The 21,882-nt window shown below is 70.0% G+C and carries 21 protein-coding genes; 7 read left to right on the plus strand and 14 right to left on the minus strand.

Going from position 1 to position 21,882, the window contains the following annotated elements; all coding sequences use genetic code 11:
- Positions 1 to 562: 562 nt before the first annotated feature.
- The 7 genes from DKL51_RS19960 (at position 563) to DKL51_RS19990 (ending at position 7,884) form a co-directional block, all read left to right on the plus strand.
- Entirely contained in the window at positions 563 to 1,441 is an 879-nt protein-coding gene (locus DKL51_RS19960) for an AraC family transcriptional regulator (RefSeq protein ID WP_165824565.1), read from the plus strand.
- Positions 1,442 to 1,626: 185 nt separating this feature from the next.
- A complete protein-coding gene (locus DKL51_RS19965; protein WP_207786383.1) occupies positions 1,627 to 3,378 on the plus strand; it encodes an FAD-dependent oxidoreductase in 1,752 nt (583 codons plus the stop codon).
- Positions 3,375 to 4,436, plus strand: a complete 1,062-nt coding sequence (locus DKL51_RS19970; protein WP_109966204.1) for a maleylacetate reductase — start codon at positions 3,375 to 3,377, stop codon at positions 4,434 to 4,436. The genes DKL51_RS19965 and DKL51_RS19970 overlap by 4 nt, the downstream gene beginning before the upstream one ends.
- Positions 4,433 to 5,326 (plus strand): dioxygenase family protein, encoded by an 894-nt coding sequence (locus tag DKL51_RS19975; protein WP_109966205.1) that lies wholly within the window; start codon positions 4,433 to 4,435, stop codon positions 5,324 to 5,326. The genes DKL51_RS19970 and DKL51_RS19975 overlap by 4 nt, the downstream gene beginning before the upstream one ends.
- 3 nt (positions 5,327 to 5,329) lie before the next feature.
- Positions 5,330 to 6,517, plus strand: a complete 1,188-nt coding sequence (locus DKL51_RS19980; protein ID WP_109966206.1) for a thiolase family protein — start codon at positions 5,330 to 5,332, stop codon at positions 6,515 to 6,517.
- 3 nt (positions 6,518 to 6,520) lie between these two features.
- Positions 6,521 to 7,219, plus strand: coding sequence for a 3-oxoacid CoA-transferase subunit A (locus tag DKL51_RS19985; RefSeq protein WP_109966207.1), 699 nt, complete (start codon positions 6,521 to 6,523; stop codon positions 7,217 to 7,219).
- Positions 7,216 to 7,884, plus strand: a complete 669-nt coding sequence (locus DKL51_RS19990) for a 3-oxoacid CoA-transferase subunit B (RefSeq protein WP_109966208.1) — start codon at positions 7,216 to 7,218, stop codon at positions 7,882 to 7,884. The genes DKL51_RS19985 and DKL51_RS19990 overlap by 4 nt, the downstream gene beginning before the upstream one ends.
- Positions 7,885 to 8,006: 122 nt before the next feature.
- Here DKL51_RS19990 and DKL51_RS35035 read toward each other — a convergent pair whose 3' ends face one another.
- From DKL51_RS35035 to DKL51_RS20060, 14 genes are all read right to left on the minus strand, one after another.
- A complete protein-coding gene (locus tag DKL51_RS35035; RefSeq protein WP_165824567.1) occupies positions 8,007 to 8,444 on the minus strand; it encodes a hypothetical protein in 438 nt (145 codons plus the stop codon).
- A complete protein-coding gene (locus DKL51_RS35040) occupies positions 8,444 to 8,770 on the minus strand; it encodes a hypothetical protein (protein ID WP_165824569.1) in 327 nt (108 codons plus the stop codon). The genes DKL51_RS35035 and DKL51_RS35040 overlap by 1 nt, the downstream gene beginning before the upstream one ends.
- Before the next feature lie 559 nt (positions 8,771 to 9,329).
- On the minus strand, positions 9,330 to 10,583 hold the full coding sequence (locus DKL51_RS20005) for a purple acid phosphatase family protein (protein WP_109966210.1): 1,254 nt from the start codon (positions 10,581 to 10,583) through the stop codon (positions 9,330 to 9,332).
- A gap of 41 nt (positions 10,584 to 10,624) precedes the next feature.
- Positions 10,625 to 11,710 carry a hypothetical protein gene (locus DKL51_RS20010; RefSeq protein ID WP_109966211.1) on the minus strand — a complete coding sequence of 362 codons (1,086 nt, stop codon included), beginning with the start codon at positions 11,708 to 11,710 and terminating at the stop codon, positions 10,625 to 10,627.
- On the minus strand, positions 11,707 to 12,339 hold the full coding sequence (locus DKL51_RS20015) for a class II aldolase/adducin family protein (RefSeq protein WP_109966212.1): 633 nt from the start codon (positions 12,337 to 12,339) through the stop codon (positions 11,707 to 11,709). Before DKL51_RS20015 ends, DKL51_RS20010 begins: the two co-directional genes overlap by 4 nt.
- The gene (gene otnK, locus DKL51_RS20020; protein ID WP_109966320.1) at positions 12,336 to 13,622 is read right to left on the minus strand and encodes a 3-oxo-tetronate kinase; all 1,287 of its coding nucleotides are present in this window, start codon (positions 13,620 to 13,622) and stop codon (positions 12,336 to 12,338) included. The genes DKL51_RS20015 and otnK overlap by 4 nt, the downstream gene beginning before the upstream one ends.
- Entirely contained in the window at positions 13,615 to 14,385 is a 771-nt protein-coding gene (locus tag DKL51_RS20025) for a FadR/GntR family transcriptional regulator (RefSeq protein ID WP_165824571.1), read from the minus strand. Before DKL51_RS20025 ends, otnK begins: the two co-directional genes overlap by 8 nt.
- The gene (locus DKL51_RS20030; protein ID WP_109966214.1) at positions 14,375 to 15,241 is read right to left on the minus strand and encodes a sugar phosphate isomerase/epimerase family protein; all 867 of its coding nucleotides are present in this window, start codon (positions 15,239 to 15,241) and stop codon (positions 14,375 to 14,377) included. Before DKL51_RS20030 ends, DKL51_RS20025 begins: the two co-directional genes overlap by 11 nt.
- Positions 15,238 to 16,299: an isocitrate/isopropylmalate family dehydrogenase gene (locus tag DKL51_RS20035; RefSeq protein ID WP_109966215.1), complete on the minus strand. Its 1,062-nt coding sequence runs from the start codon at positions 16,297 to 16,299 to the stop codon at positions 15,238 to 15,240. The genes DKL51_RS20030 and DKL51_RS20035 overlap by 4 nt, the downstream gene beginning before the upstream one ends.
- On the minus strand, positions 16,296 to 16,982 hold the full coding sequence (locus DKL51_RS20040; RefSeq protein ID WP_109966216.1) for an aspartate/glutamate racemase family protein: 687 nt from the start codon (positions 16,980 to 16,982) through the stop codon (positions 16,296 to 16,298). Before DKL51_RS20040 ends, DKL51_RS20035 begins: the two co-directional genes overlap by 4 nt.
- Complete coding sequence (locus tag DKL51_RS20045; protein ID WP_165824573.1) at positions 16,979 to 18,073, minus strand: Gfo/Idh/MocA family protein; 1,095 nt, start codon at positions 18,071 to 18,073, stop codon at positions 16,979 to 16,981. Before DKL51_RS20045 ends, DKL51_RS20040 begins: the two co-directional genes overlap by 4 nt.
- Complete coding sequence (locus DKL51_RS20050; RefSeq protein ID WP_109966218.1) at positions 18,070 to 18,912, minus strand: DUF6282 family protein; 843 nt, start codon at positions 18,910 to 18,912, stop codon at positions 18,070 to 18,072. The genes DKL51_RS20045 and DKL51_RS20050 overlap by 4 nt, the downstream gene beginning before the upstream one ends.
- Positions 18,909 to 20,654: an ABC transporter permease gene (locus DKL51_RS20055; RefSeq protein WP_124812373.1), complete on the minus strand. Its 1,746-nt coding sequence runs from the start codon at positions 20,652 to 20,654 to the stop codon at positions 18,909 to 18,911. The genes DKL51_RS20050 and DKL51_RS20055 overlap by 4 nt, the downstream gene beginning before the upstream one ends.
- Positions 20,651 to 21,820, minus strand: coding sequence for an ABC transporter ATP-binding protein (locus DKL51_RS20060; RefSeq protein ID WP_207786365.1), 1,170 nt, complete (start codon positions 21,818 to 21,820; stop codon positions 20,651 to 20,653). Before DKL51_RS20060 ends, DKL51_RS20055 begins: the two co-directional genes overlap by 4 nt.
- Positions 21,821 to 21,882 lie beyond the last annotated feature (62 nt).

Raw genomic sequence — 21,882 nt, forward strand, 5'->3', positions numbered from 1 at the left:
TCCCCCCCCCCCCCCCCCCCCGCGCACGCGCACGCGATCCTGGGCTGCGACTCTTTCACGGTCGATTCCGTGTTCCTGCGGCGGCTCTGGGCGACGTTCGTCGTCGAGATTGCCGCCCGCCAGTCCCACGTCGCCGTGGTGACCGCGCACCCGGGCGGCTCAGTAGGCACGCAACCTGCCGTGGCGAGAAGCCGCCACGGCGCGGCGAGACGGTGGACCGGAAGCGGCAGGTTGCGACCAGCGGTACCCTCGCCCAGCGCGCCGGAAGGGATAGGCAGGGTGCTGCCGTCGTCGTACTGTGTTCGCCCACCGGAGTTGGTATGCGGTTCCCGCCCACGCTCGCGGATTCCCGCCCGGCTGGATGGCGGCGCTCTATCGACATCCGCCAACTTGCACGACGAGCTAGGCGTCCGCGAAGTGCATGATGTGTCATTCATTACAGTGCGGTGGCTGTAGTATCTAAGGCCGACAGTTGGGGGTGACCGTGACGACGGGTTCGGCGACGGCCCGACGCCCGGTGAGCTTCAGCACCGGGGGGCTCCCGGAGGCTCAGAGGATCGCGTTGTGGGAGGACCACAACGCGCAGGCATTGATCGGCCTGCGGTGTCACACGCTGGGCGCGGCGCCGTTCGACGGGACCGAGCTCAACCTTCAGCTCGAGCAGATGCACCTGGCCCGCGTCCGCAGCAACGCGCACGTCGTCGAACGTCCGGCCGAAGTGATCCGCAAGCATCCGGCGGACGCGGTCGCGGTCTACCTGACGCTCGTCGGGGAGGCTTTCTTCTACCACAACGACGGCGTGCTCACCCTGCGACCGGGACAGGTCCTGATCTGCGATGCAGATCGTCCATTCATGCGCGGCTTCTCGCATGGCTTGGAGGAACTCGCGATCAAGGTGCCGCGGCCGCTGTTCCGGGAGCTGACCGGCGTCGGTTCGCTCAGCACCCCGCTGGTGCGCGACTTCGCCAGGGGGGATGTGCCGGCACGGACGTTCGCGAGGCTGATCGACCGCGCCCTGCGTGTCGAGGGAGGCGAGCACGTCGACGAACGAATCGCGCTCGACCTGCTCGCGAGCATGGCAGGCAGCCGTCCGGTCCACCTCGGCACGGTGCATCTGGCCAACGCGCGTACGTTCATCGAGGATCACCTGACCGACAGTGGCCTGACTGCTGCCCGGGTCGCGGCCGGGATCGGTATCAGCGAACGCCACCTGTCCCGGGCGTTCGCCTCCACTGGCACCACTGTTCCGCAGTTCGTGCTGGCGCGGCGGCTGGAACGTGCCCGTGCGCTGCTTGCGTCCTCGCCGCAGATTCCAGTCGGTGAGGTCGCGGCGCGCTGCGGCTTCGGGTCGGCTACTTACTTCTCGCAGGCATTCCGGGCGCGCTTCGGCATGCGCGCCACTGACATGCGTCGGCAGGCCCGGGCAGGCCGGCTCCGTTAGTTTCCTGATTCCGCCACAGCTTTGTATTTCCGCCGTGTTACGGCCTCAGCCCTTGCTTTGGCGGCGGAGCACCCCCCCACACTGGTCGCGCGAGTGGCCAGGACCACACGCCGAGCAGTGGAGTGGGTGAGCTGATGGCAGAGTTCAGCGACGGGATGGCCGAGACGCCGCTTCCCCAAGGATCGATGGTGACGACCGACGTCGTGGTCGTCGGCTCGGGTCCTGCGGGGGCAGGAGCGGCGTTGTTCTTGTCCACGCTAGGGATCCCGAACGTCATGATCACGAAGTACCGCTGGACGGCCAACACGCCGCGGGCGCACATCACCAACCAGCGCGCGATGGAGACCTTCCGGGACCTGGGCATCGAGGATCAGGTGCTCGCCGACGCCACTCAGCACGAGCTGATGGGCGACACCGTGTTCTGCACCTCGATCGCCGGCGAGGAGATCGGGCGGATCCTCACCTGGGGTACGCATCCCGCCCGGCGGGCCGACTACCAGCTCGCGTCACCGTGCCTGCCGGTCGACATTCCCCAGACCTACCTGGAACCGATCCTGGTGCGCAACGCCGCAGCGCGGGGAACCCAGGCCCGGTTCTCCACCGAGCACCTGGGGCACCGGCAAGACTCCGATGGCGTCGACGTCGAGGTTCGAGACCGCCTCACCGGCGAGGAGCACACGATCCGGGCCAAGTACCTCATCGGTGCCGACGGCGCCCGCTCCAAGGTCGCCGCCGACCTCGGCCTTCCGGTGGAGGGTGCGATGGACATCGCCGGCTCGATGAACATCACCTTCAAGGCCGACATCTCGGCGCACGTCGGGCACCGGCCGTCGGTGCTCTACTGGGTGATCCAGCCCGGTTCGAACGTCGGCGGAATCGGGGCCGGGCTGGTGCGGATGGTGCGGCCGTGGAACGAGTGGCTCATCGTGTGGGGCTACGACATCAGCCAACCCCCACCGGTCGTCGACGAGGCCGCCGCCGTCCAGATCGTGCGCAACCTGCTGGGGCTGCCCGACATCGAGGTGGAGATTACCGGCACGTCGTTGTGGGGCAACAACGAGATGTACGCGACGCATCTGCAGTCGGGGCGGGTGTTCTGTGTCGGGGACGCGGTCCACCGCCACCCGCCGAGCAACGGACTGGGGTCGAACACCTCGATCCAGGACTCCTACAACCTCGCCTGGAAGCTGGCAGCCGTCCTCCGTGGGCAGGCCGCGCCTTCGCTGCTGGAGACCTTCTCGGTGGAACGGGCGCCGGTGGCCAAGCAGATCGTTCAGCGCGCGAACAAGTCCAGCCGCGAGTTCGTCCAGTTCTTCGAGGTACTGGGCCTGCTCGACGCCAAGGACGAGGCCGAGATGGCCGCGCGCATCGAGGAGCGCAAAGCCAACACTCCCGAGGGGGCGGCGAAGCGGGCCGCGCTGGTGTCGGCCATGGAGCTGAAGCATTACGAGTTCAACGCCCACGGTGTCGAGCTGGGGCAGTTCTACGAGTCCGACGCGGTGGTTTCCGACGGCACCCGGCGGCCGGAACCGAGCCGGGACCCGGAGCTGTACTACGAGCCGTCCACGGTCCCGGGATCCCGGCTGCCGCATGTCTGGGTGGGCGATGCCCTGCACAAGGTTTCCACGCTCGACCTGGCGCCGATGACCCGGTTCACGCTGTTGACCGGCATCGCGGGGGAGCCGTGGGTGGCGGCTGCCGAGAAGGTCGGCCAGGAGCTCGGCGTGCCGCTGGAGGCCGTGGTGATCGGCCCCGGGTGTCGGGTGACCGACCTGTACTACGACTGGGCGCGGGTGCGGGAGGTCGAGGAGGACGGCGTGCTTCTGGTGCGCCCGGACAAGCACATCGGCTGGCGGTCGATGCGGCTGCCCGCCGATCCGGAGCGGGCGCTGCACGAGGCGATGTCGGCGATCCTCGGCCGGGGTGTTGCGGCATGAGAGTCAGCTTCACACACGAGACGCTGCCGCAGCGGGTGGTGTTCGCGTCGTACGAGGCCGCGGGTCACGTGGCCGACGAGGTAGCTCGGCTCGGCGCCGCTCGCCCGATGGTGATCGCCGCAGAGGCCGACAGCGCGCTGGCCGACCCGTTGGTGGCCGCCCTGCCGGCCGCGGTGCGCCATACCGAGGTGGTGATGCACGTGCCCACCGACGTTGCCGGGCGGGCCCGCATGGCCGCCGAGAAGCACGACGTCGACGTCGTCGTCAGCATCGGTGGCGGCTCCACCACCGGCTTGGCCAAGGCGGTGGCGCTGACCACCGGGCTGCCCATCGTCGCCGTTCCAACCACGTACGCGGGCTCGGAGGCCACCAACGTCTGGGGGCTGACCGAGGGCGGCCGCAAGACCACCGGGGTCGACGCCCGCGTGCTGCCGCGGTCCGTCGTCTACGACGCCAGCCTGATGCTGTCCCTGCCGGTGCCGCTGAGCGTGGCCTCCGGATTGAACGCGCTGGCGCACTGTGTCGACTCGATGTGGGCGCCGCGGGTTGACCCGATCGACCAGGCGCTCGCGCTGGACGGCATCCGCGCCCTTCGCCAGGGACTCCCCGAGGTCGTGCGCGATCCTCGGGGCATCGACGGGCGCGAGCAGACGCTGTACGGCGCCTACCTGGCCGCGGTGGCGTTCGCCTCGGCCGGCTCCGGGCTGCACCACAAGATCTGCCACGTGCTCGGCGGGATGTACAACCTCCCGCACGCGCAGACCCACGCCGTGGTGCTGCCGTACGTCCTCGCGCTCAACGCACCGTCGGTCCCCGACAGCGAGCAGCGGATGGCGGCGGCCTTCGGCGAGGCGTCCGCCCTGGACGGGTTGCAGCGCCTGCGGGAGCAGGTGGAGGCACCTCGCGCCCTGCGGGACTACGGGCTGCGCGAGACCGACATCCCGGCTGCCGTCGACGCTGTCCTGGCGGCCGTGCCGCCGAACAACCCGGCCCCGGTCACCCGCGCGAACCTCGAGGACTTGCTACGCCGAGCCTGGGACGGAGGGGAGCCACGATGAGCATGGAGCAGCAGAACCGCGAGTCACAGCTCGTCGAACGCGTGGTCACGTCGTTCGACAACACGCCGGATCCGCGGCTCAAGGAGCTGATGCAGGCGCTCACCCGGCACCTGCACGCCTTTCTGCAGGAGGTGCGGCTGACCGAGCAGGAGTGGCAGCGCGCCATCGAGTTCCTCACCGCCGCCGGGCACATAACCGACGACCGGCGTCAGGAGTTCATCCTGCTCTCCGACGTCCTGGGCGCCTCGATGCAAACCATCACCCTCAACCACGAGGCGTACCGCAACGCCACCGAGGCGACGGTGTTCGGCCCGTTCTTCGTCGAGGGCTCGCCGGAGATCGAGCTCGGCGGTGACATCGGGGCCGGGGCATCCGGGCAACCGTGTTGGGTCGAGGGCACGGTCACCGACACGCACGGCAACCCGGTGCCGCATGCACGGATCGAGGTCTGGGAGGCCGACGAGGACGGCTTCTACGACGTCCAGTACGGCGACGACCGGGTCTCCGCGCGTGGCCACCTGTACAGCGACGGGGACGGGAGCTACCGCTTCTGGGGGATCGCCCCGACGCCGTACCCGATCCCGCACGACGGCCCGGTCGGCCGGCTGCTGGCCGCCACCGGCCGGTCCCCGATGCGGGCCTCGCACCTGCATTTCATGGTCCAAGCGGAGGGATTCAGGACCCTGGTGACGCACATCTTCGTCCGCGGGGATGAGCTGCTGAACCGCGACAGCGTCTTCGGAGTACGGGACTCGCTGGTTATGGATTTCGAGCCTCAGCTGGCCGGATCCCCCACCCCCGATGGCCGCGACCTGGGAGACCGCGCGTGGTCACAGGTGCGCTTCGACATCGTCCTGGCGCCCGCGGCCGCGGCTCACGAGGAGGCTTGACCCATGCCCACCGACGTGTATTTGTACGACGCCGTACGCACCCCCTTCGGGAAGTACGGCGGTGCGCTGGCCGGTGTGCGGCCGGACGACCTGGCGGCGCACGTGCTGCGGGCGCTGGTCGAGCGCGCGCCCGCGCTGGAACCGGACCGCGTCGACGAGATCGTCCTGGGCAACGCCAACGGCGCCGGGGAGGACAACCGCAACGTCGCCCGGATGGCCGGCCTGCTGGCCGGCCTGCCAACGTCGGTACCGGCCACGACGGTCAACCGACTGTGCGGCTCCAGCCTGGACGCCGCCATCGTTGCCTCCCGACAGATCGCCCTCGGCGAGGCGGACGTGGTGCTGGTCGGGGGTGTGGAGTCAATGAGCCGGGCGCCCTGGGTGCTACCCAAGCCGGAGAAGGCGTACCCGGCCGGCGATGCGACGCTGGTGTCCACCACCCTGGGCTGGCGGCTGGTGAACCCGCGGATGAATCCGGAATGGACGGTCTCGATGGGCGAGGCCACCGAGCTGCTCGGGATACGTGAGCAGGTGAGCCGCGAAGCGCAGGACGCCTTCGCGCTGCGCTCGCACCACGCGGCTGCCCGGGGCTGGGAGGAAAGGTTCTACGACGACCTCGTCGGCGTGCCCGGGGTGGACCTTGCCCGCGACGAGTCCATCCGGCCCGACACCAGCCTGGCGAAGCTCGCCGCGCTCAAACCGGTGTTCCGCCCGCAGAACGGCACCGTGACCGCCGGGAACTCCTCGCCCCTCAACGACGGCGCGTCCGCAGTCTTGCTGGGTTGCCCATCCGCCGAAGGGATCGTCGGTCGGCCGCCGCTGGCGCGCATCGCCGGTCGCGGGGCTGCCGCGAACGACCCGCAGTACTTCGGGTTCGCGCCCGTGGAGGCCGCCAACACGGCGCTCAAGCGTGCCGGTATCGGCTGGGGTGATGTGGGCGCGGTCGAGCTGAACGAGGCGTTCGCCGCGCAGACCGTGGCGTGCATCAATGCCTGGGGCGTCGACCCCGGCATCGTCAACGCACACGGCGGCGCCATCGCCATCGGCCACCCGTTGGGCGCATCCGGGACCCGCGTGCTCGGCACGCTCGCCCGCTCGCTGCAGGCGGCGGGCAAGCGGTGGGGGGTCGCCGCGATCTGCATCGGTGTCGGGCAGGGGCTCGCCGTGGTCCTCGAGAACCTGGATACCTGAGCGGTGGTCAGCATCCTGGACAACCCGGCCGAGGCGGTGGCGGGGATCCCTGACGGCGCCACGGTGATGATTGGCGGATTCGGCACGGCCGGTCAGCCGGTCGAGCTCATTGACGCGCTCATCGCATCGGGCGCCACCGATCTCACCGTGGTGAACAACAACGCCGGAAACGGGGACGTGGGCCTGGCGGCACTGATCCGTGCGGGCCGCGTTCGCAAGATCGTGTGCTCCTTCCCCCGCCAGCGGGATTCCTGGCATTTCGACCAGAAGTACCGGGCCGGCGAGATCGAGCTCGAGCTCGTTCCCCAGGGCAACCTTGCCGAGCGCATTCGCGCCGCGGGTGCCGGCATCGGAGCCTTCTACACGCCCACCGGCTACGGGACATCCTTAGCCGACGGCAAGGAGACCCGAGAGGTCGACGGCCATCACTACGTGCTGGAGTACCCGCTGCGAGCGGACTACGCCCTCGTGAAGGCGCACCGAGCCGACGAACTCGGCAACCTGGTCTACCGCAAGACTGCCCGCAACTTCGGGCCGATCATGGCGGCGGCCGCGACGACGACCATCGTGCAGGCCGAGGAGGTGGTGCCGGTCGGTGCACTCGATCCGGAGATCATCGTCACACCATGCATCTATGTCGACCGCATCGTCCGGGTGCCGGCGCCCGCGCGGGCGCCTGAGCCGGTCGGAGCAGGTCAGTGACCGGGGTGACCCGACGCGGGCTCAGCACCGACGAACTCGCCGCCCGCGTCGCGGGCGACGTCCCGCGCGGAGCCTTCGTGAACCTCGGTATCGGGCTCCCGACCCGGATCAGCAACCACCTGTCCCCGGACAGCGGCGTCATGCTGCACACGGAAAACGGCATGCTGGGCATGGGACCCGAGGCGCAAGGGGATATCGTCGACCTCGACCTCATCAACGCCGGCAAGGTTCCCGTGACCGAACTGCCCGGCGCCTCATACTTCCACCACGCCGACTCCTTCGCCATGATGCGCGGCGGCCACCTGGACGTCTGCGTGCTCGGCGCCTATCAAGTGTCGGCCCGCGGTGACCTCGCGAACTGGCACACCGGCCGGTCCGACGACATCCCGGCCGTCGGCGGCGCGATGGACCTTGCCATCGGGGCCAAGCAGACGTTCGTGATGATGAATCTGCTGTCTCGGGACGGGGCTCCGAAGCTGGTGCCGGAATGTACTTACCCGCTGACCGGTGTGGGGTGCGTCAGCCGCGTCTACACCGACCTCGCGGTGTTCGTCATCGAGGACGAGGGCGTGGCAGTACGGGAGCTGTTCGACTGCACGTTCGACGAGCTGATGCGTCTTCTCGAGGTGCCGCTCCTGGATAGGACCCGCGAAGGAGACCGATGACCGGTACCTGACACGCAGCGATGGTCACACGGCCCGCGCCGGCCGCGAGCCGGCGGTGGATCATCATGTCGAGGATCTCCATGCCGTCGATGGCACACCCGTCATCGACATCAAACCTTGGTTCACCGCGATGGGACCACGCGGAGAGATCCGCGAACCGCAGTGGGACCCGCGATACGCTGCGCCGTGATGATGTGGGGGCCGAAATCCCATCCATAGGACGTGACCTGCCAGTTCGCGGGCGCCTGATGGCCGCTGGGGGTACGCCAGGATGGTCGATCGTGCTGCTGCGACTGCCCTACCTGACGCTCACGAGCGTCTTCGCCTTCATACGCCTGCTGCCCACGAGCGACACGGACAAAGACATCGAGATCCTGACGCTGCGCCACCAGCTCGCCATCCTGCAGCGCCAGATCGACAAGCCCCGCCTCACCCCGCCCGACCGGGCGTACCTCGCCGCCCTCCTGCACCAGCTGTCCCGCCCCAGGCTGCGCCAGCTCCACCTGATCGTCTCCCCCGACACCGTCCTGCGCTGGCACCGCGACCTGCTCCGACGCCATCACGCCAACAATCCCGGCCGAAACGGCCCGGCCGGCCACCCACCGTCCGCAGCATCCAGACGCTCGTCCTGCGCCTGGCGAGGGAAAACACGAGCTGGGGCTACCGGCGAGTCCACGGCGAACTGGCTGGCCTGGGCATCAAAATCGCCCCCTCCACCGTCTGGGAAATCCTCAAGACCAACGGGATCGAACCCGCGCCCCGGCGTGGCCATCAGACCTGGGCCGCCTTCCTGCGCCGCCAGGCTCGTGCGATCCTCGCCGCCGACTTCTTCGAAACCCGAACGCTGACCGGAGCGCGGCTGTACGTGTTCGCTGTCATCGAGCACGCCACCCGCCGGCTTTACGAGCCCCACAGGCTCCGACAGAACGCCGTCAGGTCTCGCCGCGCCCACTCCCCCGCCACCGGGACCTCCGTCACCAAGAGGAGGACCTGCGTCTGCCCGTCGCAACCCCGCCCGCCGTAGGCATGGGGGTTCGTGTCGGCTGATCGACACAAACTAATTCCCCATACCGACCGATCATCGACTTGTATCTAATCCTCGACAAGATCCGCGTGTTCGGATCACCGTCTTGAACGACATGGCCCCGGCGATAACCGGGGCCATGTCCGTTAAGTACAGGGTAAGCCGACTCCGTTCCGGGGGACGCCGCCAGCCGAGCAACCGGGAAGCGCGGAGCTGGCCTAGTCGGCCAGGCTACGGCTGGGCCGTTACTGGCGGATGACTCGCGCGCGGCACCCACCCCGCGGCGCCTTGACGATCGGCGGTACCGACACGCTAGCCGCCGGCATCGCCGTCCTCCAGCTCACCGCCCTGGCCCTGCTCTGGCAAACGCTCCGGTCCGGCGGGGCGGCACCCCGCGCTGATCAGCGACGGTAAGGAGCGGTCACGCCCCGGCCGGCGCCAAAAGCCGGAACCGGTCGACCTGCACTGGCTCGCTGCCGTCGCCCGTGACGCCCAGCACCTCGACCTCCAGGTCGCCCTGGTCGCCAAAGTGCAGCAGCGCGAAGCAGTGGAACGTGTTGCTCCGGACCGCCGTCCAGTGCGGTGCCTCCTCCGTCGCGAAGACCGAGAAGGACTTGTTGATGTTGCTCCGCTTCCCGCCGGGGCTCACCTTGATCCAGAGGGTGCCGTCGCCGGGGTGGTACTCGTCCAGGGAGGAGGAGGTCGGCGTGTTGGCGGTGGGTACGTCGACCAGGGGGAAGGTGCGCTCGTAGGACTGGTCGTGCGAGGTCAGCACCAGCCGGATGCCGAGCTCCTCGAAGACCGGGCCGAGCTGGGCCCGGAGCGCCAGGTTGGACGGGTGGTTCTGCCCCTCGGCGAACGGCGCCACGTGCAGCACCGGGATGATCCAGGGCCGCCCGGCCGCTTGCGCCTTCTTGATGTCGTCCACGACCCAGGCGAGGCGCTCCTCCGGCAGCGGGTCGTCGAACTCGAAGGCGCAGATCGACACGAAGTGGACCTGGCCGACGTCGTAGGAGTAGTTGAGGCGGCCCTCGCTGCCCTCCGGGGTGGCGAACCGCTCCGCCCACGGCTCGAAGCGCTCCTGGAGCACGTACATCAGCTCGTGGTTGCCGTACGTCGGCATCATCGGCGCCTGAGACGCGACCGGCACCATCTGGTTGAAGAAGTAGTCGATCGCCTCCTCCAGCCACTGGAACCGCCGGTCAGTGTCGAAGTAGGCGAAATCGCCGCCGTGGAGAACCAGCAGCGGGTCATGCCGGGCGATCTCCTGGATCACCTGGGCGGTGCCGTCGGAGAGCCCGTCGGCGCGTCCGACCAGGCCGGTGTCGGAGACGTAGGCGATGTCCATCGCTGCGTACCCGTCGCGCTCGGGGCCGGTGGTGAACTCGTGGACCTCTCCCCAGTTGCCCTCGCCGCACCGGACCCGGTAGGCGTACCGCGTCGACGGCGCCAGGCCGGAGAGGGTGACCTCCTCCAGCGCACCCCGGTCGTCGGTCATCCGATGCGCGCCCTGGATCGTGATCCATTCGCCGTCGCCGGCAGCCCGGTACGCCAGCGTGGGGATCGACGACGGTTCGCAGTTCCTCCAGATCACGGTCATGGTGGTGGCGGTGTCGTACACCCAGGCCAGGTGCAGCTGGTCGGATCCGTGGACGTGCTGGCTGAAGTCGGTCATGTGCTCGGCTCTCTGTGCTCGCTGTGTCTCGGTCGATGTGGTCACCCGTGTACCTGCTCCGCCAACTGGGCGGCTGGGGCACCGGTGTCCGCGGTTATCTGGCCGATGGTGCGGAAGAAATCCTGCTTCCGTTGCGTCGTCGATGCCCAGTTGACGGGCGGGCACTGGTAGCCGTCGTGGTAGTTGCCGGCGGCGCCGGGGTCGAAGTAGCCCCAGGACGCGTAGTTCTCCAGCGCCAGCCGCAGGTGGCTGTCGCGGGCGTCGAAGTCGAAGTGGTTGTCCTCATTGAAGACGAGGGGCATGGGCCGACCCCGCAGGTTGTCGCGGGTCTCCCGGATCACCCTCACGAAGACCTCCGGGTCGTGGATGAGGTTGCCGTGCAGCAGCGCCAGGTCGACGACCTCCAGCAGTTCCTCGGACGGCACTGCATCCTCTGGGAAGCCGGCATAGCTGGCCGACAACGGCACCTCGGTGCGGGTGGACGCCCGGAGTTCGCGGATGAACGGCACGATGCCGCTGGGGGTGAGCAGGTCGTGGGAGTAGCGCGGCACGTTGCACTCGTTGGCGACCTCGACGATGACGTTGCGGCGGCCCTGGTCGGCGAGCCAGCCCAGCACGTTCTCGGCCGCGGTCCGCACCGCCTTCTCGTCACGCAGCCGGTGGTCCTGGCCGAAGTAGAAGAGCCCGAGGATCACGACCATCCCGAGCCGGTCCGCCTCGTCGAGGACCCGGGTGAGCCGGTCCAGCCAGTCGGGCAGCAGCGAGCCGTCCTCCCTGTACGCCGACACGTGCCACGGCTGCTCGATCGGCACCGGCCCGCCAGGCCCGGTACCACGGACCGGGTTGCCGCCCTGCAGGTTCAGGGTGAAGCCGAGCAGGCCATGGGGCCGCCACGTGGCCATCTGCGCCAGGAACTCCCGCACGTTCCGCTCCGGATCCCATTCGGCGGTGTCCGGGTACGCCCAGCGCGACCGGGTCTCCTCATTGACGTCGTCGAACAGGCCCTGCACCAGGCGGGCGTTGAACAGCAGGCCCTCGACCGGCAACCCGTCGTACTCGCGACCCTCATAGGTCGGGCGGCCGTTGACGTAGAAGCGGTCCCGGTCGATGTGGACGACGGTGGTCACCGCCGGCTCCTTTCCATGGTGGGGTCAGGGTCACGGGGTGTCCGCGGCACGGGTCGCACGCGCCGCCCATCGAGGAGGAGGTACAACCGGGCGGTCTCCTCGATCTCCTCGATCGCATCCTGGGCGGACGGAAGGTCGGGGCCGGCCACGACCGGTCCGTGATTGGACAGCAACAGGGCGTGATGGTCGACGGCGAGCGATCGGACCGCGTCTGCCAGGGCCTGGTCGCCGGGGGCGAAGAAGGGGACGAGCGGCAGCCGCCCGACTCGCATTTCGAAGTAGGCGGTCAGCGGCGGCAGCACCGCCTCCGGATCCACGTCGGCGAGGCAGGACACCGCGACGGCGTAGGTGCTGTGCAGGTGGACGACGGCGCCGGCGTCGGGGCGCACCGCATAGATCGCACGGTGGAGGGACGCCTCCTTGGTCGGCTTCTTGCCCGTCCAGGTGCCGGCCGCCAGGTCGACCTCGGAGATGTCGTCGCCGGCCAGGTCCCCCAGCGACGATCCGGACGCCGTCACCCGCATGAGCTCTCCGCAGCGCACGCTGATGTTTCCGGTCCGTCCGGGAGTGAGACGACGGCTGAACAGCGATCGTCCCGCAGCAATGATGTCGCGATCCGGGTTGGTCAACGCAGGGCTCCCTCGCCAACGACGGCGCGGCTCAAGAGGTCCTGCTCACCGAAGTTTCCCGACTTGAGCAGGAGGGCGATCGGGGTGGCATCGGTCGTGACGCACCACGGGACGCCGCGGGCCTCCTCCCCCTCGACCCGGACGCCGGTCACGCCGAGGCTCTGGATCACCGCGCCGGAGGTCTCGCCGCCGGCGACGACGATGCGCCGGGCGCCCAGCTCGCGGGCCAGGCTGGCAACCTCACCGAGGATCTGCTCGAACACGTCCGACCACACGACGCTGTCGACCTCCTCCGGCGCGCGGTCTTCGGGCGGTGCCGACGAATAGACGAGCAACGGGCCGGCGGCGACGTTGTCTCGCATCCAGGCGAGTGCGCTGTCACGCATCTCGGCGGGGGTCGGGGTGTGCCGGGGATCGAGCCGATGCGATGGCATCCGGTCGCGGGCGTGGGCGACCTGTCGCAGGGTGGTCGCCGAGCAACTGCCGGCGAGCACCACCGAGGGCCCGACGGGGAGCGGCGTGGAGGGTCCCACCTCAGTGTTCGCCGCCGGATGCGGTGGCTGCCCCGGCCGGCGGAGAGCACCGGCGAGGCCCGCCGCACCCGTCAGCACGGGCAGTCCTTCGGAGGCCGCGGCGACGACGTCGAGGTCGGCGTCGTCGATGCTGTCGACCACGATGTGCCGAACCCCGTCGGCCGCCATGGCGGCCAGCCTCGCCCGCACCGCATCGCTGCCCGCCCTGACGACGGCATGCGGCAGCAGCCCCACCCGGTGCGCGGTCTGGCGACCAAGGACGCGCACCAGGTTGGCGTCGGTCATGGGGGTCAGCGGGTGGAACCGCATCGGCGAGTCCGACAGCAACTGGTCGTGGACGAACAGAAGGCCTCCGTACACCGTGCGGCCGTGTTGGGGTGAGGTCGGGCAGATGATGGTGGAGCCGGCGCCGGTCCGGTCGAGCAGGGCGTCGACCACCGGACCGATGTTGCCGCTGTCGGTCGAGTCGAAGGTCGAGCAGTACTTGTAGTAGAGCGTCTCCGCCCCGAGGCCGCGAAGCCAGTCGGCCGCGGCCAGGGCAGCGCGCACGGCGTCCGCCGCCGGGACGGTGCGGATCTTGAGGGCGACGACGACGGCATCGATACCGTCGAGCCGGATCGGCTGGTTCGGCTCGCCGCCGAAGACCACCGCCGGCCGGAGCCCGGCTCGCCGGAGCGCGGTGGCCACGTCGGTCGCCCCGGTGTAGTCGTCCGCGATGACCCCGAGTACCGGCCCCCTGCTCTCAGGCATCCCCGGCACTGCCCGCTCCGATCGGCTTGGCGATGGAGTTGTGCTGCATGCTCGCCCAGTGCGCTGCCACGTCGTCGAGATGGCGGGTCATGGCGAGCACTGCGGCGTCACGGTCGCGCTGCAGGATCGCGTCGAGGATGCGCTCGTGGAGCTCGGCGGCATGCTGGCCGCGGCTCGGGGAGTGGGCCGCTCCGCGTCGCGCCTCCAGCAGGACGCCTTGCAGCGAGTCGAGCACGACGCAGTACAGGGGGTTGTGGGTCGCCACCGCGATCTGTCGGTGGAACGCGACGTCGAGCCTGATGGCGTCAGGGGAGGACAGGCCCTCGACCATGCGGGCGTGGGCGTCACGGATCCGCTCGAGGTCCTCGTCGGTCCCCCGTTCGCAGGCCAGACCGACCACCTCCAGCTCCAGCAGGTGCCGCACCTCGTGGACGTGCTTGTAGTCGAAGCCGCCGTTGAGGCGCATGAACAGGCACAGCGCATCGGTCACCCGGTCGGAGTTCACCTGGCCCACGCGCACCCCCACGCCGGACCGGGTCTCGACGATCCCTCGCGCCGCGAGTGAGCTGATCGCCTCCCGGATCACCGTGCGGGAGACCCGGAACTCCTCACCCATCTCCCTGGCCGAGGGCAGTGGGGCGCCGGGGGCCAGGCGCTCGCCGAGGATCTTGCTCAGGATCTGGTCGGCGACCTGCTCCGCGAGCGTGGGCCCGGGAAGCACGGTCGCGTCCTCGGGCCGCCAGGAGTCACCGTTACCGAACATGCTGAGGTTCCTTCGTGTGAGTAGCTGACGTGAGCCGGTTGACGTAGTCAAAAGAGAGCTCCGCCGTACGCTCACCGGCATCCTGAGCGTGCTCGAGCGTGATCCAACCTTGGTAGCCAAGGTCTGCCAGGGCACCGATGATCTTCTCGAACGGCAGCGCACCGGTTCCCGGACGCCCTCGACCGGGGTTGTCGCCGAACTGGACGTGCCCGAGCCGGTCCCCGCTGGCTCGGATCCCCTGCTCAGCCGAACCGTGCGTCAGGTCGAGGTGGAAGGTGTCTGCGATGACGTCGATGTGAGGGCGGCCGACTCCGGCGATGAGCTCCAGCGCGGTGTCGACGGTGTTCACCAGGTCGGTCGACTCCGAGCACTGCGGTTCGACGAGCAGGCCCACTTCCCGGCTCGCCGCATAGTCCGCCAGCTCCCGGAGGGAGCCCGCAGTGGTGGCGAGCCGCTCCTCGCGGGACCGTCCCGGGTTCGCCGCGCCGTCCATGATCCTGCCGAACGAGACGCGCGTCCCCAGGGTCGCCGCGTGGTCGACCAGGACCTGGAGATCCGCGACCACCTGCTGCCGCCGCTCAGGGTCCGGGTCGCACAGGCTCGCACCCTGAGCACCCATCGGCCCGGTCGCCAACGCGGAGATCGCGAGACCGTGCTCCCGGAGCAGGTCGGCCACCTGCTGCACCGGGAAGTCCCGGGGTGAACCGACCTGGAGCTCGACGCCGTCGTACCCGATCGCGGCGAGGCGCCGCAGTGCCTCGCCGAACGGCGCCGGGTACGCGAGCGGCTGCCGGATCTCCACCTCGGGCGACATCACGGTGTAGGCCAGTCGGACCTCGAGAGTGCGGTCGCTCATGCCCGCACCGCCACAGCTTCATCGACCTCGTCGAGGGCGGCGACCACCTGGGCGGTGACGTCGCCGGTCGTGGCCGAGCCGCCGAGGTCCGGCGTGAGGGCACGCCGCTCCCCGAGCACGAGCCGGACGGCGGCCTCGACGGCCTCGGCCGCGCGGTGGTCGCCTAGGTGCCGGAGCAGCATCGCGCCGGAGAGGATCAGGCCGACCGGGTTGGCCTTCCCGGTGCCGGCGATGTCGGGGGCGGCCCCGTGGCAGGCCTCGAACACCGCGACGTCCGCGCCGTAGTTCGCGCCGGGGCCGAGCCCGACGCTGCCGATGACGGCGGCGGCCACGTCGGAGAGGATGTCGCCGTACTGGTTGTCGAGCAGGACCACCGATCGTGGGACATCGCCGCGCACGATCGCCTGGCCCAGAGCGTCCACCATCATGTCCTGCAGTTCGACATCGGGGTAGTCGGCGGCGATCGTCCGCACGACCTCCAGCTCAAGGCCGTCGGTGAGGTTGAGGACGTTGGCCTTGTGGCCCAGCAGCACCCGGTCGTAGCCGCGCTCCCGGGCCAGCTCGAAGGAGAACCGGGCGATCCGTTCCCAGGCCGGGCGGGTGGCGATCTTAATGGCCTGGGCCACGTCGCCGATGCGGTGCTCGATGCCGGAGTAGATGCCCTCCGACACCTCGCGCACCAGCATCAGGTCGAGTTCGGCGCCGGGCCGGCCGACCCCGGGCACGGCGTGGACGGGACGCACGTTGGCGTAGAGCTCCAACTCCCGCCGGACGGCGTTGTTGATGCTGGGGTACACCCGGTGTCCGTCCGGGCGCAGCTTCACGATCCGGCCGGTCCCCTTGGGTGCCTCGAGTGGGGCCTTGAGGACGACGCCCAGCTCGCGGAGCCGGTCCATCACCTGGTCCGGCAACGGGTCCCCGGAGCCGGCGGCCGCCACGTGTCCGACTGGCAGGTACTCGTAGGTCAGCCCGGGCGCCGCGGCACGGAGCACCTGGATCGCCGCCTCGGTGATCTCGGGCCCGATCCCGTCGCCGGGAATGATTCCAATCGTCGTCAACGTGACACCTTTCCTGCCGTATCCGTGGCTTCGGAGTCGGACCGGTCCGAGAGACCGAGCCGGTTCTTCAGCTCGAGGGCCGCCGCGTGCGCTCCGGAGTGCACCGGTACGCCGAACATGTCGGCGAGCGCGTCGGCGGCCGGGCCGAGCGAGTACTGGGCGAGCACGATCGCGCTCGCACCCTGGTCGATGGCCGTCGCCACCGGGTCGCGCCACGACGCGACGTCGGGCTCGCCTCCGACCGGGACCGGGATGACCAGGACGCGGTGGACGGTGACGTCGGCCGCGTCGTAATACCGGAGCTGGGTCAGCGCCGGGGGGAACGCGGACTCGGTCGAGGCGACCAGGGCCACGGCGTCGGGGCGGTCGGCGGCGACCCGGCGATACATCGCCGCGTCCGGCTTGACCACCGGTGCGCCGTGGTAGATCTCGGCGACGTCGGTCAGCTCTGAGAAGCTGGAGCAGGTGACGAGGACGCCGTCGGCACCGCCCTCAAGCAGCACGCCGAGCAACCCCAGGAACCGCCGCCGCAGCCGCGGCGTGAGCCCGCTCTCCCGCTTCAGGTCGGGCAGCAGCCGATCGTCCAGCAGGTGCCACTGCTCGACGTCCGGCATCACCTCGGCGCAGGCGAGCGCTGCCGGGGTCTGCGCCAGCGGAGTGGCGTGCAGCATCCCGATCCTCATGAGACTCTCTCCTCCGTCGGCGACCCGGCCGGGAGCAGCGCGGCGATCTCGTGCTGGTCGAGCGCCTGCCCGGTACGGATCGACTCGTAGGCGGCGAATACCAGCCGCAGCGTCTTCAGGTTGTCGGCCAGGTCGGTCTCGAACGGCTCCCCGTGCCGCAGTGCGTGCACAAAGCTCGCGATCGCCCGCGCATAGCTGCCGGCGTACGCGTCGGGCTCGGGCTCGGTGACGTCCTCGTACCGGTGCCCGCCCTCGTCGACCACCACCCGCAGTCGGCCCTCGGCGTCGATGAACGCCGAGCCCCGCGTCCCCTCGACGACGACGGTCTCGCTGAGCAGCGGCGGCGCAGCATGCCCCTTTGAGGCGTAGCTTCGGTCGACGACCGCGGTCGCGTCCGGATAGGCGAGCACCACGGTGGCGACGTCCTCGCCCCGAACCAGATCGCTGACGCGGTGGCTGCGGGCGTAGAGGCCCGTCGGCTCACCGAGCAGGTACCGGGCGACGTCGAGCTGGTGGATGGTCGACTCGAGGATGAGGAACCGCTCCATCTCGGCGAAGAACGGCTGGCGCCCCAGGCTGAACGGCACCTTGGGATGGCTGTGCGTGGGGACCGTGCCGGCGAACCGTGCCGACGATCCCAGGTGGAACACCTCCCCCAGCTCTCCCGCGTCCAGTCGCCGGCGCAGCGCACGAAACCAGCTCCGGAAGCGCCAGTTCTCGTGGACCATGAGCCTGCCCGGGCCCCGGTCGACCGCCACCTTGATGCGGGCCACGTCCGCGGGCGTCTCGGCGATCGGCTTCTGGCACAGCATGTGTACGCCGTGTCGGAGCGCGTGTTCGACGAAGTCGGCGTGGGTGTGGGCTGGGGTGACCACGTCCAGTGCGTCGATGGCGCCGGACTCGATCTGGTCGCGCACCGAGATTCCACTGTGGGCGATGGCGAACTCGTCCGCCAGGCCGGCGGCGCGTTCGGGAACCGTGTCGGCGACGCTGACCAGGTCCACGCCAGCGAGCCGTCGCCACCCGGCGAGATGGTGCCGGCTCGCGTTCCCAGCGCCCACGACCGCCACCCGGAGCGTCGCGTCGGTCACGAGGCCACCTCCCAGCCGAGCAGCTCGCAGGCGTTCCGGCAGCCGATGGTCCGCATCTCCTGCGAGGTGAGTCCGGCGTCCGCCAGCGCCTCGGCGAAGCGCCGGAATCCCTCAGCGGGCACCGGGTTCTGCGGCTGCCCCAGGTCGCTGGCCAGGATGTTCCGCTCCACGCCCACGGCCCGGATCCGCGCCACCAGTTCGGTCAGGCCGATCGTGCTGGTGTGCTCCCGCGGGATGATGCGTTCGATCAGCGCCCCCCGGGCGGTCAGCTCCTGCTGCAGCGACGGCGGTACGTCGACGTGCCGATGGTCCGGATGGCTGACGACGAACCGCTCCACGCCGTGCGCCTTGGCGGCCGTGAACAGCGCGTCGACCTCGGTCGGGTCCAGGTGACCGGAGCAGACCACCTGGTCGGTCTCCGCGCAGAGCCGCAGCACCTCGTGGACGTCCTCGGTCAGGCTCCCGGCGTCCCGGATCGTGACCACGGGTCCGGGGGCGCCCGTCCGGCGGCGGTCGTTCTCGGCGTCCTGGGTCGGGAACCAGACGACCTTGCCGCCCGCCGCGATCGACGCCTCGACCGCGGCGGGGTTGATGCCTCCGACGGCGTGGTTGAGCGCGACGCCGCCCGCCGCCCGCAGGCCCGGCCGGGCCCGCTCCAGCAGGGCGGCGGTGCCCACGGTGCTCAGCGAGTGCGACTTGAGCACCAGACCCACGACGTCGTGCTCGATGGCGGCCCGGCCCAGGTCGAAGGCGTCGCACCGGCGGGGGCGCGCGTCCGGTCCGGCGTGCACGTGGAAGTCGACCAGCGAGAGGGCCGCGGCGGCTGGGTCAGCGGTCACGGCTGCTTCTCCCCCGTGAGCCGGACGCCCCATAGCCGGGACAGCACGACCACGACCAGGACGATACCGGTGATCAGCAGGCCAACTACCGAGCCGGCCTCCATCGAACCCAGGAAGGAGTACTCCAGCATCAGCATCGAGAGCGGCCGGCTGTCTCCCGTGTAGAGCAGGATGATGGTACTGATCTCGCCGATGGCGTTGAGGAACACGTAGGTCCCCACGGTCATCGCCGCGGGCGCGATCAGCGGCAGCACGACCTTCGCATAGGTCCTGCCCCACGACGCGCCGGAGACGCGGGCACTCTCCTCCAGCTCGGGGCCCAGCTGCTGGATACTGGACTTGAACAGCATCGTCGAGATCGGCGACTCCTTGAGCGCGATCGCGAAGACGAGGCCACCGATGGTGCCGTAGAAGACGCTGCCCAGCGGGGTGTCCAGGAACAGCCAGAGGATCCCGAGTCCGAGCAGGATGCCGGGGACCGCCCACGGCACCCACATCAAGACGTCGGCCACCCGGTGCCAGCGGGAGTTGCCGCGCACCAGCAGGAAGCTCACGACGGAGTAGAGGAACACCGCCACGACGGCCGAGGCACCCGCGATGGTCAGGCTGTTGGTGAGCGACTCCGGCAGGATGCTCTGGCCGAGCACGTCCTGCCAGTGTGCGAGCGTGTACGTGTCCGGGAGGTCGAAGTATCCGTACCGGGTCATGAAGGAGCCGAGCACCAGCAGCACCGTCGGCACCACCAGCCCGATCATGAGGGCACCGTAGACCACGATGGCGACCGGCCACCGCGCCTTGCCGAGGCGCATCCGCTGGGCGACGTAGCCCTTGCCGGTCACGGTGGCGTAGCGGCCCGGGACCTTCATGTAGAGGGCGTAGGCGATGCCGAGCAGGATCAGGATGACGAGGAACAGGCTGCCCAGCGCGGTCGCCTGGCCGTAGTTGGGGACCTCGCCGTTGAGCAGGTTGTAGATCTCGGTCGAGTAGACGTCCAGCCCCACCGGCGTCCCGAGGAGCAGCTCGACCTCGAACGCCTCGAGGGACTTGACGAAACCCAGGATGCCGACGCCGATGATCGCCGGCGACAGCAGCGGCAGGGTGACCCGGGCGAGCATCTGGGCGGTGGAGGCGCCGGCCACCCGGGCCGCCTCCTCCAGCGCCGCGCCCAGCCGCCGGAAGGTGGGCACCAGCAGCACCACCTGGATGTACACGGTGACCGAGGTCAGGTGGACCCAGGTGATCCCCCAGAAGCTGTAGATGTTGAGCGGTGCCGAGTCCAGGCCGAAGGTCTCCATCAGCCAGACGTTCACCACGCCGTAGTCGGGGGACAGCAGCAGGATCCAGCCGAAGACCCGCGGCAGCACCGGCAGGAACACGCCCACCCAGAAGGCGAGCTCGAGCCAGCTGCGGCCGGGAAGGTCGGTCCGGGCGATCAGCCAGGCGATGAGACAGGACAGCGGCAGCGAGATGGCCACGCGGGTGATGCTCAGCGTGAGGCTGTTCCACAGCGCGTCGCGGATGCCGGCGTTGTCGAACGCCGCCGTCCAGTTGGACAGCCCGTAGTCGTTCGCATCGGTCGGCCCGGCGGCCGTGTTGAAGCTGTTGAGTACCAGCAGCACCAGCGGCATGGCGACGATCGCGGCCACCACCAGCACGAAGGCACGACCGACGCCGCCTCCCCTGCTGCGGGTGGCGCGCCGCTTCGCGGGCTGCTTCGTGGGGCGTTCCTGCAGGACGGTCATGAGTCCCACACCGTTACGCCGTGGGGGTCGATCACGACGCCGGCCCGCGTGCCGGCGGCGAGGCCGCCCCGGCGCGGACCGAACACCGCGAGCTCTCTGCCCGAGGGGGTGCGGACCTTGTACTCGAGCCGGTCCCCGAGGTAGAGGACGTCCTCGACGACCACGTCGATCGCGTGCGCTGCGCCGTGCGCGGCCTCGTCGATCCGCAGGTCCTCCAGCTTGCACACCACGTGCACGGGCCTGCCGGCTGAGCCGACCCCGTCGACCTGGCTCTCGGTGAGCTGCAGGCGGCACCGTTCGGCCGCGATCTCCAGGCTGCCGGCGCCCGCTCCGGGGGTGGTCGTGGCCTCGAACACGGCCACTCGGCCCAGGAAGTCGCGCACGAACGGCGAGGTCGGGCGTTCGTAGATGTCCGCAGGCGCGCCGAGCTGCTCGACCTTCCCGGCGTTCATGACGGCGACCCGGTCGGAGAGCATCAGCGCCTCGGTCTGGTCGTGGGTGACGAGCACGACCGCGATGTTCAGCTCCCGCTGGACCCGCTTGATCTCGCCGCGCATCTGCTCCCGCAGCGTGGCGTCCAGGTTCGAGAGCGGCTCGTCCAGCAGCAGCACGTCGGGCCGGTTGATGATCGCCCGGGCGAGCGCCACCCGCTGCTGCTGGCCACCGCTCAGCTGGGTGCTGGGGCGCTCCTCCAGCCCGGAGAGCCCGACCATGTCGAGGGCCTCGGACACCCGACGCCGGATCTCGGCACGAGACGGCCGGGTCGAGCGGCGGACCTTCAGCGGGAACGCCACGTTCTCGGCCACGGTCATGTGTGGCCAGATGGCGTAGCTCTGGAACACCATGCCGAGGCCCCGGCGGTCCGGCGGCACCATGGAGCGGGCCGAGGCGATGAGCTGGTTGCGCAGTCGGATCTCGCCGCCGTCCGGATGCTCCAGACCGGCGATGAGGCGGAGCGTGGTGCTCTTGCCGCAGCCGCTGGGGCCGAGCAGCGTGAACACCTCCCCGGGCTGCACGTCGAGGCTGACACCCTCCACGGCGAAGGTCTCGCCGAACCGCTTGGTGAGGCCCCGCAGCTCCAGCACGGCCTGGCCCGTGCCGGACGCTCCTGTCGCCGGCGTCGCCTCCTGTGCTGCTCCGACCACTGTCGTCGTCCTCGTACTCACGTCTCGAATCTCCATCTCATGCGCCGCCGGACCCGCCTGCTCGCTGGTGCGGGCGCTGCCTC

Origin of the sequence: Micromonospora globispora (assembly GCF_003857015.1) — a bacterium.
Classification (GTDB): Bacteria; Actinomycetota; Actinomycetes; order Mycobacteriales; family Micromonosporaceae; genus Micromonospora; species Micromonospora globispora.

Coding starts and splice junctions, on each gene's coding strand:
- DKL51_RS19965 (WP_207786383.1), top strand. CDS start 1,627: ATGGTGACGACCGACGTCGTGGTCGTCGGCTCGGGTCCTGCGGGGGCA.
- DKL51_RS19970 (WP_109966204.1), top strand. CDS start 3,375: ATGAGAGTCAGCTTCACACACGAGACGCTGCCGCAGCGGGTGGTGTTC.
- DKL51_RS19975 (WP_109966205.1), top strand. CDS start 4,433: ATGAGCATGGAGCAGCAGAACCGCGAGTCACAGCTCGTCGAACGCGTG.
- DKL51_RS19980 (WP_109966206.1), top strand. CDS start 5,330: ATGCCCACCGACGTGTATTTGTACGACGCCGTACGCACCCCCTTCGGG.
- DKL51_RS35035 (WP_165824567.1), bottom strand. CDS start 8,444: ATGGCGTCGGAGCAGGTCGCGGTGCCAGCGCAGGACGGTGTCGGGGGA.
- DKL51_RS20005 (WP_109966210.1), bottom strand. CDS start 10,583: ATGACCGACTTCAGCCAGCACGTCCACGGATCCGACCAGCTGCACCTG.
- otnK (WP_109966320.1), bottom strand. CDS start 13,622: ATGCCTGAGAGCAGGGGGCCGGTACTCGGGGTCATCGCGGACGACTAC.
- DKL51_RS20025 (WP_165824571.1), bottom strand. CDS start 14,385: ATGTTCGGTAACGGTGACTCCTGGCGGCCCGAGGACGCGACCGTGCTT.
- DKL51_RS20030 (WP_109966214.1), bottom strand. CDS start 15,241: ATGAGCGACCGCACTCTCGAGGTCCGACTGGCCTACACCGTGATGTCG.
- DKL51_RS20040 (WP_109966216.1), bottom strand. CDS start 16,982: ATGAGGATCGGGATGCTGCACGCCACTCCGCTGGCGCAGACCCCGGCA.
- DKL51_RS20055 (WP_124812373.1), bottom strand. CDS start 20,654: ATGACCGTCCTGCAGGAACGCCCCACGAAGCAGCCCGCGAAGCGGCGC.